Source organism: Marinovum algicola, assembly GCF_900109145.1.
Classification (GTDB): domain Bacteria; phylum Pseudomonadota; class Alphaproteobacteria; order Rhodobacterales; family Rhodobacteraceae; genus Marinovum; species Marinovum algicola.
This window is the reverse complement of sequence record NZ_FNYY01000021.1, coordinates 71,754-87,350: the sequence shown is the minus strand read 5'-3', so window position 1 is coordinate 87,350 and position 15,597 is coordinate 71,754. Positions and strand designations below refer to the sequence as shown.

The 15,597-nt window shown below is 60.4% G+C and carries 14 protein-coding genes and 2 pseudogenes; 9 read left to right on the top strand and 7 right to left on the bottom strand.

The window, feature by feature from the left end; all coding sequences use genetic code 11:
- Positions 1 to 88: 88 nt before the first annotated feature.
- A pseudogene (locus BMW90_RS21370) lies at positions 89 to 289 on the bottom strand (integrase core domain-containing protein); the annotation flags it as partial.
- A gap of 67 nt (positions 290 to 356) precedes the next feature.
- Here BMW90_RS21370 and BMW90_RS21360 point away from each other — a divergent pair.
- Both BMW90_RS21360 and BMW90_RS27075 read left to right on the top strand, forming a co-directional pair.
- Positions 357 to 1,516, top strand: a protein-coding gene (locus BMW90_RS21360) for an IS3 family transposase (RefSeq protein ID WP_139211503.1) whose coding sequence is annotated in 2 segments (ribosomal slippage) — positions 357 to 606 and positions 606 to 1,516 — 1,161 coding nt in all. Because the reading frame shifts where the segments join, the coding sequence is not laid out codon by codon here.
- Positions 1,517 to 1,544: 28 nt separating this feature from the next.
- Positions 1,545 to 1,634, top strand: a pseudogene (locus BMW90_RS27075) (L,D-transpeptidase family protein); the annotation flags it as partial.
- Positions 1,635 to 1,750: 116 nt separating this feature from the next.
- Here the strand turns inward: BMW90_RS27075 and BMW90_RS21355 are convergent.
- Both BMW90_RS21355 and BMW90_RS21350 read right to left on the bottom strand, forming a co-directional pair.
- Entirely contained in the window at positions 1,751 to 3,445 is a 1,695-nt protein-coding gene (locus BMW90_RS21355) for a hybrid sensor histidine kinase/response regulator (RefSeq protein ID WP_139211502.1), read from the bottom strand.
- 87 nt (positions 3,446 to 3,532) lie between these two features.
- On the bottom strand, positions 3,533 to 3,832 hold the full coding sequence (locus BMW90_RS21350; protein WP_074839021.1) for an ArsR/SmtB family transcription factor: 300 nt from the start codon (positions 3,830 to 3,832) through the stop codon (positions 3,533 to 3,535).
- 95 nt (positions 3,833 to 3,927) lie between these two features.
- Here BMW90_RS21350 and BMW90_RS21345 point away from each other — a divergent pair, with 95 nt between their 5' ends.
- The 6 genes from BMW90_RS21345 (at position 3,928) to BMW90_RS21320 (ending at position 9,503) form a co-directional block, all read left to right on the top strand.
- A complete protein-coding gene (locus tag BMW90_RS21345; RefSeq protein WP_074839018.1) occupies positions 3,928 to 4,356 on the top strand; it encodes a YeeE/YedE family protein in 429 nt (142 codons plus the stop codon).
- Between the two features lie 10 nt (positions 4,357 to 4,366).
- Entirely contained in the window at positions 4,367 to 4,807 is a 441-nt protein-coding gene (locus BMW90_RS21340; protein WP_074839016.1) for a YeeE/YedE family protein, read from the top strand.
- The gene (locus BMW90_RS21335) at positions 4,804 to 5,721 is read left to right on the top strand and encodes an MBL fold metallo-hydrolase (protein WP_074839013.1); all 918 of its coding nucleotides are present in this window, start codon (positions 4,804 to 4,806) and stop codon (positions 5,719 to 5,721) included. Before BMW90_RS21340 ends, BMW90_RS21335 begins: the two co-directional genes overlap by 4 nt.
- Positions 5,722 to 5,782: 61 nt before the next feature.
- The gene (locus tag BMW90_RS21330; protein ID WP_074839010.1) at positions 5,783 to 7,522 is read left to right on the top strand and encodes a SulP family inorganic anion transporter; all 1,740 of its coding nucleotides are present in this window, start codon (positions 5,783 to 5,785) and stop codon (positions 7,520 to 7,522) included.
- 120 nt (positions 7,523 to 7,642) lie between these two features.
- Positions 7,643 to 9,034 carry an MBL fold metallo-hydrolase gene (locus tag BMW90_RS21325; protein WP_074839006.1) on the top strand — a complete coding sequence of 464 codons (1,392 nt, stop codon included), beginning with the start codon at positions 7,643 to 7,645 and terminating at the stop codon, positions 9,032 to 9,034.
- A 10-nt stretch (positions 9,035 to 9,044) separates the two neighbouring features.
- Complete coding sequence (locus BMW90_RS21320) at positions 9,045 to 9,503, top strand: protein tyrosine phosphatase family protein (RefSeq protein ID WP_074839004.1); 459 nt, start codon at positions 9,045 to 9,047, stop codon at positions 9,501 to 9,503.
- An 87-nt stretch (positions 9,504 to 9,590) separates the two neighbouring features.
- Here BMW90_RS21320 and BMW90_RS21315 read toward each other — a convergent pair whose 3' ends face one another.
- The 4 genes from BMW90_RS21315 to BMW90_RS21300 all read right to left on the bottom strand — a co-directional run bounded on the left by BMW90_RS21315 (position 9,591) and on the right by BMW90_RS21300 (position 13,396).
- Entirely contained in the window at positions 9,591 to 10,085 is a 495-nt protein-coding gene (locus BMW90_RS21315) for a DUF421 domain-containing protein (RefSeq protein ID WP_074839002.1), read from the bottom strand.
- Positions 10,086 to 10,603: 518 nt separating this feature from the next.
- Positions 10,604 to 11,050 (bottom strand): hypothetical protein, encoded by a 447-nt coding sequence (locus tag BMW90_RS21310; RefSeq protein ID WP_074839000.1) that lies wholly within the window; start codon positions 11,048 to 11,050, stop codon positions 10,604 to 10,606.
- 79 nt (positions 11,051 to 11,129) lie between these two features.
- Positions 11,130 to 11,534 carry a hypothetical protein gene (locus tag BMW90_RS26475; protein ID WP_074838997.1) on the bottom strand — a complete coding sequence of 135 codons (405 nt, stop codon included), beginning with the start codon at positions 11,532 to 11,534 and terminating at the stop codon, positions 11,130 to 11,132.
- Between the two features lie 767 nt (positions 11,535 to 12,301).
- Entirely contained in the window at positions 12,302 to 13,396 is a 1,095-nt protein-coding gene (locus BMW90_RS21300; RefSeq protein WP_074838993.1) for a tyrosine-type recombinase/integrase, read from the bottom strand.
- Positions 13,397 to 14,151: 755 nt separating this feature from the next.
- Here BMW90_RS21300 and BMW90_RS21295 point away from each other — a divergent pair.
- Positions 14,152 to 15,210, top strand: a complete 1,059-nt coding sequence (locus BMW90_RS21295) for a tyrosine-type recombinase/integrase (RefSeq protein ID WP_074838990.1) — start codon at positions 14,152 to 14,154, stop codon at positions 15,208 to 15,210.
- The last annotated feature ends 387 nt before the right edge of the window (positions 15,211 to 15,597 follow it).

Below are 15,597 nucleotides of genomic sequence, written 5' to 3'. Positions count from 1 at the left end.
GACATTATCGCCCGCGTCAAGGACCAGCCGCTGCGGTAGAAACCGGGCGCTTACAGTGCATCTGACCTGCCCCCCGAGGCTCCCTCATTCATAACGAGAGTTTGCGGGTTTGGATTTCATATTCTTCGTCGTAGGTTTGGGCAAGCGCGGCGAGCGCGGAGCCCTCAATTTGCTCAAGCGCTCGCCGCGCCTCTGCGGGTGTTTGGTTTCCGAGTGATGAGTGCGGTCTGACGTTATTGTAATCGTATCGCCAAAGGGCCAGCTTTCGGCGGGCATCATCTAACGTGTCTGACCTGCCCCCCGAAACGTCCCTCACTTTAATGTAGAGTTTGCTCAACCCTTGAAGGAGCAAACAAATGCGACAGAGTCGTTTTACAGAGGCCCAGATTATTGGGATGATCAAAGAGCAAGAAGCTGGGATGCCGACAGCTGAGGTGTGCCGCAGACATGGGCTGAGCCCTGCGTCGTTCTACAAGTTCAAAGCCAAATATGGCGGCATGAATGTTTCTGACACCCATCGCTTAAAGTCGCTCGAGGACGAGAACGCCAAGCTGAAGCGCCTGCTGGCTGACACCATGCTCGACAACGTTGTGTTGAAGGATTTGCTGGGAAAGAACTGACGACACCGAATGTGCGACGGGCTGCTGCACGCAAGGCGATGCTGGATCATGATATCTCGCAACGCCGCGCGTGCAGGCTTGTCGGTGTCGATCCCAAGACCGTCCGGCGTGATCACTCGCCGGATAATCCAGAAGTTCGCGAAGAAATGCAGGCGATTGCCAGCAAGCGTCGTCGGTTTGGTTATCGTCGGATCGGCGTGCTGTTGGAACGCAAAGGGATGATCATGAACCACAAGAAGCTGTATCGCCTCTACACTGAGGAAAAGCTGGGCGTCAGACGGCGCAGGGGCCGCAAACGAGCGCGAGGATCGCGAACACCGATGCCGCTGGCCTTGCACCCAGGTCAGCGTTGGTCCTTGGATTTTGTGTCTGACACGTTTGGTGCTTCCCGCAAGTTCCGTATGTTAGCCGTGAACGACGACTGCTGCCGCGAGAACCTGTGCCTGATGGCCGACACGAGCATATCTGGCGCACGTGTAGCCCGCGAATTGGACGCGCTTGTGCGTGTCTACGGGAAGCCAGCTTGTATTGTCAGCGATAATGGGACGGAGTTCACCAGCCGTGCGATCCTGAAATGGGCCGGCGATAACGACGTTAATTGGCATTACATTGACCCCGGCAAGCCTCAGCAGAATGGCTTCGTCGAAAGCTTCAACGGCAGCCTGCGAGACGAGTTGCTGAATGAGGAGATCTTCGACACGTTAGATGATGCCCGCCGAAAGCTGGCCCTTTGGCGATACGATTACAATAACGTCAGACCGCACTCATCACTCGGAAACCAAACACCCGCAGAGGCGCGGCGAGCGCTTGAGCAAATTGAGGGCTCCGCGCTCGCCGCGCTTGCCCAAACCTACGACGAAGAATATGAAATCCAAACCCGCAAACTCTCGTTATGAATGAGGGAGCCTCGGGGGGCAGGTCACATCCTCTGACGGATGTATCGGACTCTACAATGAGATGATCGCGGAGCTCTTCGAGATCACGCCAGTCGGAACGCAGGTGCGGATCATCTAACTCGAACTGCCTGAAAGGCTGTCCGGCCTGAGGCCGGGCAGCTCGGTCTAATAATCCGGAATCCGGGCGTTATCTGCGCGATCACATAGAATTCGGCGGGAACAAACCGCCAATCTTTAACGCGCAGAACTGTCTGCCACCGGCAGCAGAATTTGCACTCGCGTTCCGTGGTCAAGCTCGCTGGTGACGCCTATATCTCCACCAGCCTCCCGCGCGAAACGCTGTGTCTGATAGAGACCGAGACCGGTGCCATTAGCCCCTTTCGTGCTTGTGAACGGCTGGAACAGGCTGGCCAGTGTTTCCTGAGTGATGCCTTGTCCGGTATCTTCAACCTGAATGGACGCATACCGTCCGGGATGAAGGCTGGGATGTTCTTCGAGGTCGACGACCCTCGTCGAAATAACGAGTTCGCCCCCCTTGGGCATTGCGTGCGAGGCGTTGACCGCCAGATTCATCAAAGCCGCATCCAAAAGCGCTCGGCTCGCCTCCACGCAGGCTTCGCCGGCCTCGAGATCGAGTGAAAGCGTGATACCTGAGCCCGTGCTGCGGCGGAGCAGAGCTTCGAGGGAGCGGATCTGCCCATCCAGGCTGAATGTGCTTGTATGCACCTCCTGATCTTTGGCGAACTTGAGCAGATCAGAGATTAGCCCGACACCGCGCTCTCGGGCTTCATCAATGCCCCGAAGCAAGGTCTCGTCAACGTCTCTTCGACGCAGCAAGCGCACCGCGGAGTCGATCACCGCAAGGATGTTCTTGAAGTCATGTGCGACTCCGCTTGTCATGAAACCGATGGTCTCAAGTTTCTGCTCCATCACTGCCTTCTGGCGCTCGACCTGCCGCTCGAGCCGACGACGTTCCAGCGCCGAGTAGAGCAGTAGCATCAGCGAGATCAGGAGGATATCGGCGAGAACGACGGTCCAGAGTGTCCGGCGCCAATCGACCAGAGCGTCGCCGTGGTCAAGCCCGACGGCGACTACCAGAGGGAACGCGCCAAAACGTTCAAACCCGACCACCGCCTCGCGCTCGGTAAGTGGGTTCATGGTCTGATAAATACCGTTTGAAGCCTCGGCCAGGTCGGGCGCGAAAATCCTGACATTCTCGGCCTGTTTTCCATAGGCGTCGGGCAGCGGCGGGACGCTCGCAATCAGAGTTCGGTCCGCATGAAACAGGGCGACTACGTCACGCGGCTCGAGTTTCAGGCGGCCGTAGGTTCGTTCGATGAAGTTCGGCTCAAGCGCCGCCACCGCAACCCCGGCGAATTGGCCATCGCTGGACTCGAGGCGACGCGCGACGGGAACAAACCAGCGCGAGACCGACCGGCTCAGAATCGGGCGGCCGACGTAGAAATCCCTGTCGGGGTCGTCGCGCAATACGCTGAAATACTGCCTGTCGGCCAGCGAAACGCGCGGAGTGTCCGGGTAATCGGTGTCGTGACTGATGTGGCCGTCCGCTCCGATCACGAAGAGCGCACGAACCGTCTCAAGGCGTTCGTTGAGACTGCGAATGAACGTGCGAAATTCCGCGTCGTCTTGTGGGAGATCCTCGCGTTCGAGCCGAGCGGCGATCGCACGCAATGCGAGGTCGGTTGATTCAAGCGCGGTCCTGCCTTGCTGCGCAAGGAGCGCGCTGATGTTCGTCGCTGCGGTGCGGACATCGGCCTGCTCGTCCTGCCGCGCGTCCACCACGATCCAGATCGAGGCCAACAAGAGCGTTGCCACGGCTCCGCCCAAGCCGATCTTCAGATGCCGGGCATCCTTGGTTAAGCGGCGGCCCATCTGGACGCCAAGTCGCCTGATCGCTTGTGTGTTCATACAGCGATTACACGGCAAGCGCGATCAATACTCAATGTTCTTGTCCGTTCAAGTTGCGAGCCCCTTCTCAATCGACATTGGCCAGCGCTAACGTGCGCAATACAGGGTGTGCAGGGTCTCCAGCACCGCCGCAGCTTCATTCCCTGCAAGTCGATAGTAGACCGTCTGGGCTTCCCGGCGGCCTTCTACCAGACCGGCGTCTTTGAGCCGTTTGAGTTGCTGAGACATCGTGGGCTGAGCGACGCCACAGGCTTGGGCGAGTTCGCCTACCGAGCGCTCGCCTTCCACCAGACGACACAGAATCCGCAAACGGGCCTCCGAGGCCAGCATCTTCATCAGTTCAGCGGCTTTTTTGATGTCGCCGTCAAGCAGGTCGTCGTCGGCCACTACATGCCTCACCTTGAATATTCAGGCTCCGATATACATCGACAATAGATAACATCAAGCGTGCACGATCTTGCGCGCCATCACGGAGTGGAGAGATGGAAACTGCATTCACACCATGGCTGTCGCTCGGCGGCGGCATGATGATCGGGGCATCGGCGGTATTGCTGATGGCCACGAACGGCCGCATCGCTGGGATCAGCGGGCTGACCTCACGCATCTTCGCGCGTAGCAGCGACGGTGAAGCGCGCGGCGTTTCAGCCCTGTTCGTCCTGGGCTTGTTGCTGGCCGCTCCGCTCTGGCTGCTGGTGTCGGGCGATTGGCCTGAGCAATGGGTGCCGTCCAGCCCGGTTCTGATGGCGATTGCCGGCCTGCTTGTGGGCTTCGGCGCCGTCTTCGGCAGCGGCTGCACCTCGGGCCATGGGGTCTGCGGCATCTCCCGCGGCTCAGCGCGCTCCATTGTGGCAACGATCGTATTCATGACGGCGGCCTTCGTGACCGTCCTCGTCACCCGTCACCTGATTTGAGGTCTCAGCGATGAAACAGATATTTGCCCTAATTTCCGGCCTGATTTTCGGCCTCGGCCTGATCATCTCAGGCATGGCCAACCCGGCCAAGGTGCTGAACTTTCTCGACCTGTTCGGCAGTTGGGACCCGAGCCTCGCCTTCGTGATGGGTGGCGCCATCCTGGTGACGGCGCCAGGGTTCGCCTGGCTCACCCGGGCGCTCGACCGTCCATTCTTCGACAGCGAATTCCGCATCCCGCGGAAGAGCGACCTCGAGCCGAAGCTGGTAGTAGGAGCTGCGATCTTTGGAACGGGTTGGGGGCTCGGCGGGTTTTGCCCCGGACCGGCGCTCACTGCCCTTCCCATCGCCGCCACAGGCACCCTCATCTTCGTGCCGTTCATGCTGATTGGCATGTGGGCGGCCCGCCATGCGCCCGACAAACCCTTCTCGCTGAAAGGAGCCACCCAATGAAAGATCCGCTGAAGTCCCGTGTCGTCCGCCATTCGCCCTCGACCGGCGAAGGCAGCCCCGATGTCTGGGGCATCTATGAACCCGACACCGGTTCCATCCAATACATCTGCGCCGATCCGACGACGAAGAAAGCAGCGCTGATCGACGTCGCGTGGAACTTCGATCACCGGAACTATCGGTTCTCGACCGAGAGCATGGACCAGGTTCTGGACCTCGTGCGCGAGAACGGGCTGGAAGTTGAGTGGGTGCTCGACACGCATCCGCATGCCGATCATGTGATGGCTTCGGCGCATCTGAAGGAGCGCACTGGTGCGCCGAACGCCATCGGGGCTCTGGTTCCCGAGATCGCGAAGATCTGGGCCGATCTATACAACCTGCCAGATGCCTTTGACCCCGAACGCGATTTCGACCGCCTATTTGAGGAGGGCGAGACATTCAGTATCGGTGAGCTCGACGTGAAGGTCATGCTGTCGCCGGGCCACACGCTCGGCTCGATCACCTACGTCTGCGGCGACGCGGCTTTTGTGCATGACACGCTGATGCAGCCCGACGTCGGCACCTCGCGCTCGGACTTTCCGGGCGGCAAGACATCCGAGCTCTGGGAATCGATCCAGGAGATCCTGGCGCTGCCGGGCAACACCCGGCTCTTCGTCGGCCATGACTACGGCGGGCCGGACCGCGACGAGCCGATGTGGGAAGCGACGGTTGCAGAGCACAAGGCAAACAACAAGCACGTCAAGGACGGCACCGACCGTGAGGACTACATCAAGCGCCGACAGGAGCGCGATGCGACGCTGCCGCTACCTGACCGCATCCTGGCCGCGCTCCAGGTGAACCTGCGGGGTGGGCGGCTGCCACCGGCGGAAGATGACGGCAATCATTACTTGAAGCTGCCGGTCAACCGCTTCGACTGAACCTCGGGTGGGTGGTCATGAGGCCACCCTCCAGTTCCTCACTGATCCCGGACCTGATGCTATGTCGCTGCCGCGCTATTTCCCGATCCTTGACTGGGGGCGTCGCTATGATCGCTCCGCCTTTACCGGCGATGCTGTCGCAGCGGTGATCGTCACGATCATGCTGATCCCGCAGTCGCTGGCCTATGCGTTGCTGGCCGGGATGCCGCCGGAGGCCGGGATTTACGCGTCTATCGCGCCGATCCTCCTCTATGCGATCTTTGGCACGTCGCGGGCGCTCGCGGTTGGACCGGTGGCCGTGGTGTCGCTGATGACAGCTGCGGCAGTCGGCAATATCGCCGAAAGCGGCACGGCGGGCTATGTTACCGCGGCGCTGACGCTGGCGGCGCTCTCTGGCGCGATGCTCCTTGCCCTGGGGCTGCTGCGGTTGGGATTTTTGGCCAATTTCCTGTCCCACCCGGTAATCGCGGGCTTTATCACCGCCAGCGGCATCCTGATCGCCGCCAGCCAGTTACGCCACATCCTCGGCATCGATGCCGAGGGCCACACGCTGATCGAAATTCTCGCAAGCCTCTGGGCGCATCTGGGTGACGTCAATCTCATCACCCTTGCGCTTGGTGCCTCGGCCACGGCCTTCCTCTACTGGGTGCGGGGCGGGCTGAAGCCGCTTCTGCTTCGTGCCGGGCTCGGCCCGCGAGCGGCCGACCTGGGGGCGAAGACCGGCCCGGTGCTGGCCATCGTCGGCACCACGCTGGCCGTCTGGTTTTTCGATCTCGGCGAGCGCGGCGTTGCCATCGTGGGAGAGGTGCCGCAAAGTCTGCCGCCACTTACCCTGCCGTCGGTCTCTCCGGAGTTGATCAAACAGCTTGCGATGCCCGCGTTGCTGATCTCGATCATCGGTTTTGTTGAATCGATTTCGGTCGCGCAGACCCTGGCCGCGAAGAAGCGCCAGCGGATCGACCCCGACCAGGAACTGATCGGCCTCGGCGCGGCCAATATGGGTGCGGCCTTCACTGGCGGCTTCCCGGTCACGGGCGGCTTCTCACGCTCGGTGGTCAACTATGACGCGGGCGCCGAGACCCCGGCCGCCGGCGCTTTCACCGCCCTCGGTCTGGCGCTCGCGGCGCTGTTTCTGACACCGCTGATCCATTATCTGCCCAAAGCCACCCTGGCGGCCACGATCATCGTTGCTGTGCTGAGCCTCGTCGATCTGTCGATCCTCAAGCGCGCCTGGGCCTTCAGCCGTGCCGACTTTGCCGCTGTTGCAGTAACGATCCTGCTCACCTTGCTGGCCGGGGTTGAGCTGGGCGTGACGGCCGGGGTCGTTACCTCGATCCTCGTGCATCTCTACAAGACGTCGCGCCCGCACATGGCGGTCGTGGGCCGCGTGCCTGGCACAGAGCATTTTCGCAATGTGTTGCGCCACGAGGTAGAAACCCAGCCGCATGTCCTGTCGCTGCGGGTCGACGAGAGCCTCTATTTTCCGAACGCACGCTATCTCGAAGACCAGCTTGCCGCCTATGCCGCCGACAAGCCGGAACTGACGGACGTGGTGCTGATGTTTCCCGCGGTCAATGAGGTTGATCTTTCGGCGCTGGAATCACTTGAGGCGATCAATGCACGCCTCCGTGACGCCGACATCCGCCTGCACCTGAGCGAAGTGAAGGGACCGGTGATGGACCGCCTCAAGCGGAGCCATTTCCTCGATGAGCTGACGGGCGAGATCTTCCTGAGCCAGCACGAGGCTGAGCTATATCTGAAAGACACATCCAGGCTCCGGACCCGCGAGAGCGGGAGATAGACCGCCCAGGCGAATACGATCACGAGCGAAGTCGGCGGCGTCAGCGAAACCTCACCTGCCTAACCAGGCACATTGGAACACCCTGCGGCAGTCAATGGTTTGTCAGCAGGAGGACCTGACATGACCCTACGCTTCGAACAGATACTCGCCGACGGTGTCGCCGAATGCTCCTACCTGCTTGGCGATGACGCGTCCCACACCTGCGCCGTTGTCGACCCGCGGCCCGACGTGGAGATCTATCTCGAGACCGCCCGACGCTTTGGGATGGCCATCACTCATGTCTTCGAGACCCATATTCACGCCGACTTTCTCAGCGGTGCCCGCGAACTGGTGGACCGGCTGGATGGGCAGGCCAAGCTCTATGTGAGCACCGAGGGCGGGGCTGAATACGGCTTTGACCATGAGGCGGTGCGCGACGGGGACGAATTCACCTTCGGCGGTATGCGGATGAAGGCGCGCTTCACCCCCGGCCATACGCCGGAGCATATGTCCTACCTGCTCTTCGACGGCGATTCCGAGACCCCTTGGGGTGTGCTCTCCGGCGACGCCTTTTTCGTCGATAGCGTGGGGCGACCCGACCTTCTGGGGGACGATCAGTCCGAGGAACTGGCCGAGAAGCTCTTTCACACGGTCCGTGATGTTTTCATGGCCTTGCCTGACGATGTCATCATCTATCCCTGCCACGGCGCGGGCTCGGCCTGCGGGCCGGATATCGGTGACCGGATGTGCTCGACCATCGGATACGAGCGGCGCTTCAACCGCTACGCTCGGATCGACGATCTGGAGGAGTTCAAAGAGGCGATCCTGGGGGATGCCCCGCCGGTGCCGACGCATTACCCGCGCATGAAGAAGGTGAATTCCGAAGGGCCCGAGGTCCAGCGCAACCTGCCGCGGATCGAGCCGATGACCGTCGCGCGCTTTGCAGCGGCCGCTGAGGATGGCGCGCAGCTGCTGGATGTCCGCGACATGATGGATTTCGGCGCGGGTCACGTGCCGGGAAGCCTCAATATCGGCGCCCGACCGGAGCTTTCGGTCTGGGCGGGATGGCTGCTCGAGCCCGATAAGCCGCTATACCTCGTCTTGCATGATGACGGCGATCTGCCCGACGTATTGCGCCTGCTTTGGCGCACCGGCTTCACAAACTTCGGCGGTTACCTCGCCGGGGGCATGGCGTCTTGGCGCGAAGCCGGACGGGAATTTGCTCAGATCCCGCAGATTTCCGTGCATGAACTGAACAAGGCCGAGGACCTGCAACCGCTCGACGTGCGCAAACCCGGCGAGTGGGAGGGCGGGCACATCCCCGGCGCGCGACATGCCTTTCTCGGCAAGCTGCGCGAGGAGCTGGACGACCTCGATCGCTCCGCTCCCTATGCCACCTATTGCGCCAGCGGTTTCCGCGCCTCGATTGCCGCGAGCCTGCTGAAGAAGAATGGCTTCGAGCAGGTGCGCAACGTGCCCGGAAGCTGGAAGGCCTGGCAGGCTGCTGACTACGAAACTGAAAAACCGAGTTAAGGAGGACACCATGCAAGATACAGTTCAGATCAACGACCGTTTCACCATCGCCAAGTTCGCGCCCGAGGCAGATCAGATCCGGCAGGCCGCGCAGGAGGGCTTCCAATCGCTCATCAACATGCAGACCGATGACGAGGACAAGAAGCTGAAGATGAAGCCTCAGGAGGAAGGTCAAAAGGCAAAGGAGGCCGGTCTGACCTTCCTGCACCATCCGGTCGACGGCGAGAAACTGTCCGAAGATCTTGTGGATGACTTCCGCCGAAAGGCCACCGATCTGCCGGCGCCCGTTCTCGTGCACTGCGCCTCCGGCAAGCGGTCCGGCGCCTTCGTAATGATGCACATCGGCTGCGAGAAAGGCATGACCGGCGAAGAGGTCATCAAAAAGGCGGAGGAAATGGGCTTCGAGTGTGACACGCCGGAGCTCGAGGATTTCGTGAAGAACTACGTGAACAGCCACAACGGCAAATAATTCTGCCGACGCCGGGGGAGCCAGCCCCCGGCCATTCGCGTCCGGGGCGGTCCTCTGATCACGCCGTCAAAACGGCCGGGCACAAGGTCAGGTGCTGCTCTTTGGTATCACGCTGACCTGACCATTTCGTTCAAGACGCGCTTCCTCGACTTCCGAGAGATCCCGCAAGCCATTCAGCCGCAACAGCTCTGCGATATCGTTCTCGCCGAAATGCGCTTTCCGGAACGCCTCGTCGTCAACTTCTCCGTCGCGAACAAGAGTTATGGGGCGGCCCTTCAGGAGGCGGGAGACGACTTTGGACCGGGGCGCCAAAGCGGTCACGGACACATACAGGACCACCAGCAGGCCGGTAGCGGCAAGGGTGGGCAGCAACGGAGCATTGCCGGTGAGCGACCGGCTCAGGCTCGACCCCAGGACGACAGTCAGGACAATGTCCTGCGCAGACAGATTTGAAAATGATCGTCGCGGGGCCACCCGGTAGAGTAGGATGGCGTAGAGGAAGATGATCACGGCGCGCAGGCTCATCTGCCACCAGGCAATATGCGGCGTATCCTGCCCGATCAGATAATGGAATGTCTCCATGCTCGCGGCTCCCTCTGCGCCTCACCGTAAACTACTCTGAGCCCAACACAGTTAAGGGCAACTTCGCAATGGTGCAGTCAAGCTTTACTCCGCGCGCGAGCGCCAGGGGACCGCAAGGCAAGTGAACGTCGCCCCCAAATGGTTTGCCGTTTACACAGGTCGCTGCATCCCCGCCGACGCGTCTGGTTCAGCTACGGGCGGATTTCGGTTATTCGTGAGCCGTGCGGCTTGGCCCTTCCCCACCCCGTCGACCGGGGGTCTCCCAACTGAAGCGAAAACTGTGCGTCCGCAGCAAACGGCAGGAAGTTCCGCATTACAAACGGGCCGGGTGCTATTACCCCTGCTTTCCTTAGTGGAGACGCGGGCTTTCGGATAAGCACTTGCAGAAAGTTCGTGACAGTCTCTCGCATCAGATTGGCATAAAGCCGACAGGCGCCTTCGATGCGAATTCCACGATGTATCAGTCATGCCCCTGCTTGGAATGCCATAGGTGGAAAGCAGGGGCTTCTTTCAAGACTTTACCGGAGGTGCTGCCTTTCAAGCCGTTCGGCGTTAACTTGATCGATAAAACGTTGCCGCACCTCAAGGAACCGCTTCATCCGGATTTGGAGCTCAAACAGTATCTCCCCACGCTGGCTGTATACCGGAACGTTCTCTGCGCACCAGAATTCCTCTCCATCCTCACCTGTCGCCAAGCACCAATCGACCCTCACGTCAACAACTTCGTTTGGAAGCACCGCTGCAACGTTCTCCAACATCGCCTCTATGACCGTAAGATCCCTTCCGTCGGTAACCTCGCCGCATTGTAGCCGCCGAATGCAGGCACTGAGTATCGCGCTCCGGACCTCCCCGATCGGCAGGCCGCGCGTCGTCAACAAGAGCTCCGCGAGCTCACGGCCGTGGCGGACAGCAAGGATCGCCTTGGCCCTCAGATGAAAGTCGGTCGCGTTCGATTTGGTGACCATGTGCACTACCCCTTTGGTTTGCGGTGCGCCGCTATTGGCGCGTCAAGAGAGCCCCGCAATGCGGAGCTCTGGAGGCGGCTCAAGCCGCAGCTGTGAGGTCATTCCAAAGCGGGTCCTGAGCCTCGGCATCTGCCAAGGCGGTCAAGTGCCCGCGAAGACAATCCGACAGTTCGCAAACTTCTTCCACAACGGGGGAAGCAGGATCGATCTTAGCAAAGCACGCAGCTTCGAGGCTGGCGCGATCATCGACGCAATCCAGCGAGAGAAGACGGTGCAGCCCGATGAGGTCCTTCCGCATCCGCCGTGTGAGACGGGGTGCCGTAAGGATTGCCTCGATCAGGCGGGCGGTGCGCCGGACGGCGGGCTGGCAGCCCAAGAGGCCGGCGGCACAGATCAGCGCTTCGACATGGCCTCCAAGAAAGCCTTTCAGAGCGGCTTCCGCCTGGAGAGCGGGGCAGGTCTTTCGCGTAATGTGAAGTGTCATTGAGCTAATTCCATTTCTCGAGCGACAGCGTTCGGTGCTTGTCAAGATGGTCCCATAGGTTCGGGTCCAGTTATCCCGCGTCTCTCGCTTGCACTTGGTTGAGCTCGCCCGTCGGCACGGTCTCGTGTGAGGACCGACCGCCGGCGAGCCCACCAGGACGCTGCATGAACGGGTTTCGGACTCCGAGACACCGAAATGATTCGGTGCACGGGCCCGACTTCGCGCTCTTTTACAGCGATAAATCGATCACATTGTTCCCCCTATTGTTTCATTCTGCAACATGGCTTGAGCCGCGCATCGGTTCTTATCGGGGCTTGTTAAGCTACTGGGGACCAGCGTTTTTTCCGAGGGTGTGCTAAGAGCGCGGCGAATGAGCCCATCGTCCATCGACCGTGTTTTTTCTCCCCCTCCCCCGCGCCAAGCGCGGCGGCGTCAGGACTCCCGCGTGCCTTCGAACACAAAGCGGCCCCATGAGAGCGTGACGGCTGGCGGATGGACACGCGCGCTCTGTGCCGCAGGTCGCTCGCGAGGCGGGTAGGTCTGATCACTGGTCGATTACTTGCTAAGCGCTGCGAAATTTCGGGCACCCTTGGTCCGGAATTTTCCGGGAACTGATAGTGCCCACGCTTTCGGCTCAAATCGCTCTTTGCTGACACGGACACGAAAAATAAGCGGAAGACGACATCCCACGACGGCCAGGCGAAAAAACTGGAAATTTCAGCGCCAGAGCATTCGGTAATTTCCGCCGGTTGTTGTTTGCAGGCCATTCAGCTTCCCCCATTGAAGCGCAGGGAAACCATTTCACCGAACCGCACAGGCTCACCCCTATCCGGACGGAAATCCCACCCATGCGCAAGAAGTCGTTGGCCGAGATCCGCCGGCGCGATTTTTCTGTATCGGTTGGCCGTATCCGCGCGGTTCCAGCCGCCTTGGTCGAGGAGTGCCGCCCAATCCGTCGTTTGCGCATAGAACCATGTCGCCCAAGAATGCCGACACGTATAGGGAACGACATCAGGTCCGAGCCCCGCAGCGGCCCGAATTTTCCCGAACGCCGCCGCCATCTGTCCGCCCCGATTTTTCCGGAAGACGTAGGGTTGACCGTTCGGCGCCGGGAAGGCCGGTCCCTCATCGGGAACAGGCCAGATGAGCTCCACCGTGCGGGATGGCAGACGCACGAAGCGGGCTCGGTAGACTGTCTTGGTCCCGGGCAGCCACCACTCCATTGTTGCGGGATTCCAGTGTTTTCCGTCGAGGCCCATGGTCTCGCCGGGGCCCGCGCCAGTGCCCAACATGAAGGCGATCTTGCGCAATGTCTGGCAGTGCGGGTCGCGGAGGCCAGCGACCTCCGGATTTGCCGCGGCCTCCAGCAGCCGTTCTGCTTCCTCCGGTGTCAGCCACCGCGTCCGACGCGTGTCGGGAAGCTTCTGACGCCGGTTACCGGCCGCGAAGTTCAGAACGGCCTTGATTGGCACGCGAAGCTGCCGCCTGACGGTCTCCGGTTTTGCCAGGGGATAGAGCGCGCGCGCCGCGCGAGCGATCGCGATTTCGTTTATCTCATCACACTGGGTGTTCTTGCCGAAGTGAGCGACGATCCTCGGAAGAAACCGGGCCTCCCCCCCGGCCTCGATATAGAGGCTTGAAGCTTCCCAGAAGGTCGGAATTTTCTGTTTCGTTGCAGCCTGGCCTGAGCTTCGCCAGGCCTCAGCATAGATTTCTTTTGCCCGCGCCTCGGCGACAGGCTCGAGTTCCTTGTCATGGATTGGCAGGCGCCGTCTGATACGCTTTCCGTCGACCCAAAAGTCGATGATCCAAGCATTTGTTTTTTCCGACCACGTCGGTTTCCAAGGATGTTTTTTCCCCAAGTCTGGCCTCCGTTCGCCTGTTGTGCAAACAAGCTTGGCCGGTGCTCGAGAAGGCGAAGCGAATTCCCGATAGTTTTTCCGCCTTGGTCTACCGGAAGGAAAAACTTCTTCGGATTACCGTCAGTTTTTTCCGCCCCCGAATTTAGAATTCTCTGACGGAGTTTTTACCGAGCGCGGAAAAAACGAACTGGAACCGCTTCCTTCTTTGTCGCGATCCCCGCGCCTCAAGATGCGCGTTGTGTTTTCCACGCGCCGCGAAAATGGATGTTCCGCTCCAAATCGGAAATTTCCGACCGATCGCCTAAAGCCTGCACAACACCTCCAGAAGCGGAATGGAATTTTCGGACTTGAACAGCGGCCAGAGCAGCCTCAACCTTGCTTAGGTCAGTTAAATCAGGTCGTTGGCGCATTCGTCGACGTCGCCTCCGGGCGGCGGTCAGGAGAAGTTTGCGCGGAAAGGAGCCAAGTGAACAACGGAAACTATGGGATCAAATGCATAGCGAGAAGCAACCAGGAAGCGCTGCTTTTTGAGTTCAATGCAGATTGCGAGGTGAAATGAGCAAGAAGGATATTGAGGCTGTGAGCTTCGAGGTTCCTCTCGATTGTGCTCAAGCATCCCGCGCACTTGGCGTTTGTGTGCGCACACTATTCGATATCCGCAAGAAATACAGAACCAAAATAGAAGTCTGTGAAATGCGTGGGCGGAAGCCTGTTTTCTACGAGAAACACATCAACAATATAAGAGAGGTAATGAAATGCGAAAACAAGATGAGGGACAGCCGTGCTGGTATCCATTCTGGAAGGACGGGTCGTGGTGCTACGACTTTCGTGTCGAGGGAGACCGCTACCGGCGATCGACGGGCGTCCGCGATCCGGAAGCGATTACGATAGCCGAAGAGATTGCGAAAGGGGTCTATTACGCGGCGTGGGAACGCGCCATGGCGGCCTTTCCATCGTTCGAGGAGGCCGCCGAGCTCTATCTTGCCGAGTTCGGCAAGAACCGAAGCTTCGTGCGACGCCTGATCGCCTATTTTGGTCCGCTGACCCGGGTCAACGAGATCGATGCCTTCACGATAAAGCAGTGCAAGGTAGAACTTAGGAAGCCGGGCTGGTCGGACGCGACCGCGCGACGACAAGTCACTGTCCCGCTCAAGGCTGTAATTCACAATGCCTGCGGCCTGAGGCCGGAACGGGTGACCGACAATAAGCGCACCCGCATCGTGACCCCGGAGGAGTTCGAATGTCTGATCGCTGTAGCGCAAGATCCTCCCGAGAACGTGCGCGATCCTGAACGGCGATTGCTGAAGATGCTCGCCTTCCTGATCGGCAGTGGCGCGACGCCGGGGGAGATGTTCTGCGTGCGGGCCGAAGATATCCACCGGACTTCCCGCGAAATTTGGATACGCGGTGAGGAACCCGGGGGCGGGAAGACTCCATACCGCGCACGAATGGTGCAACTACCCGTTAGGGCATGGGAGCTTATTGGGGAGTTGCCACAGGAAGGTCGAGTCTTCCTGTCGACGACTGGCAGAGAAATTGTGCCGGACGGGGTGCGCGGCACCACAGTGATCCGGCAGTTCCACAAGCTTTGCGCCGCCGCTGGACTGTCGAAGGCTGGTGAGAAGGAGCGCCTGGTTCTCTACAGCTTGCGTCACGCCTGGGCCACTTGGTTCAGTGCCTTGGTCGGCGACCACGACTTGTTGATCGACAGGGGCGGCTGGGCCGGCGCGGCCATGGCACGCCGCTACCGTAAGCGCCCGCCCACGGATCTGGGCGAGCGTGTCCTCAAACATGGTTGGGACTTTCGGCCATGATGGGAAACATTTGGGAATCCCAAAACGGGGAACTAAAAAAGCCGCTGAATTTCAGCGGCTTACCCAGAGTGTCTGCGGCCTTAGCAGGGGAGCGCCTTCGACCACTCGGCCACGTCTCCGCCGACGCGTATATCCAAGCCAACGTCCGGATTACAAGGCAAAACTGCCCCGTGCCGAAAAAACCTCTCGACTGGCCGGACCTGCCCCGGATTGCACCCAGTCACGACGCGCGCCCGCAGGGGCGGCGGCGGTTCGGCCCGGATCACTGCGGGCCAGTCGTTCGGGCCCGCCCATCCGATTGCCGGGGCGGCGGTTGCGGCGAGATCGTCTGTGGCGACCTCCTGGCACGAGGACCGAAACGGCGCAGGTTTGCCCTGGGGCTGTCGG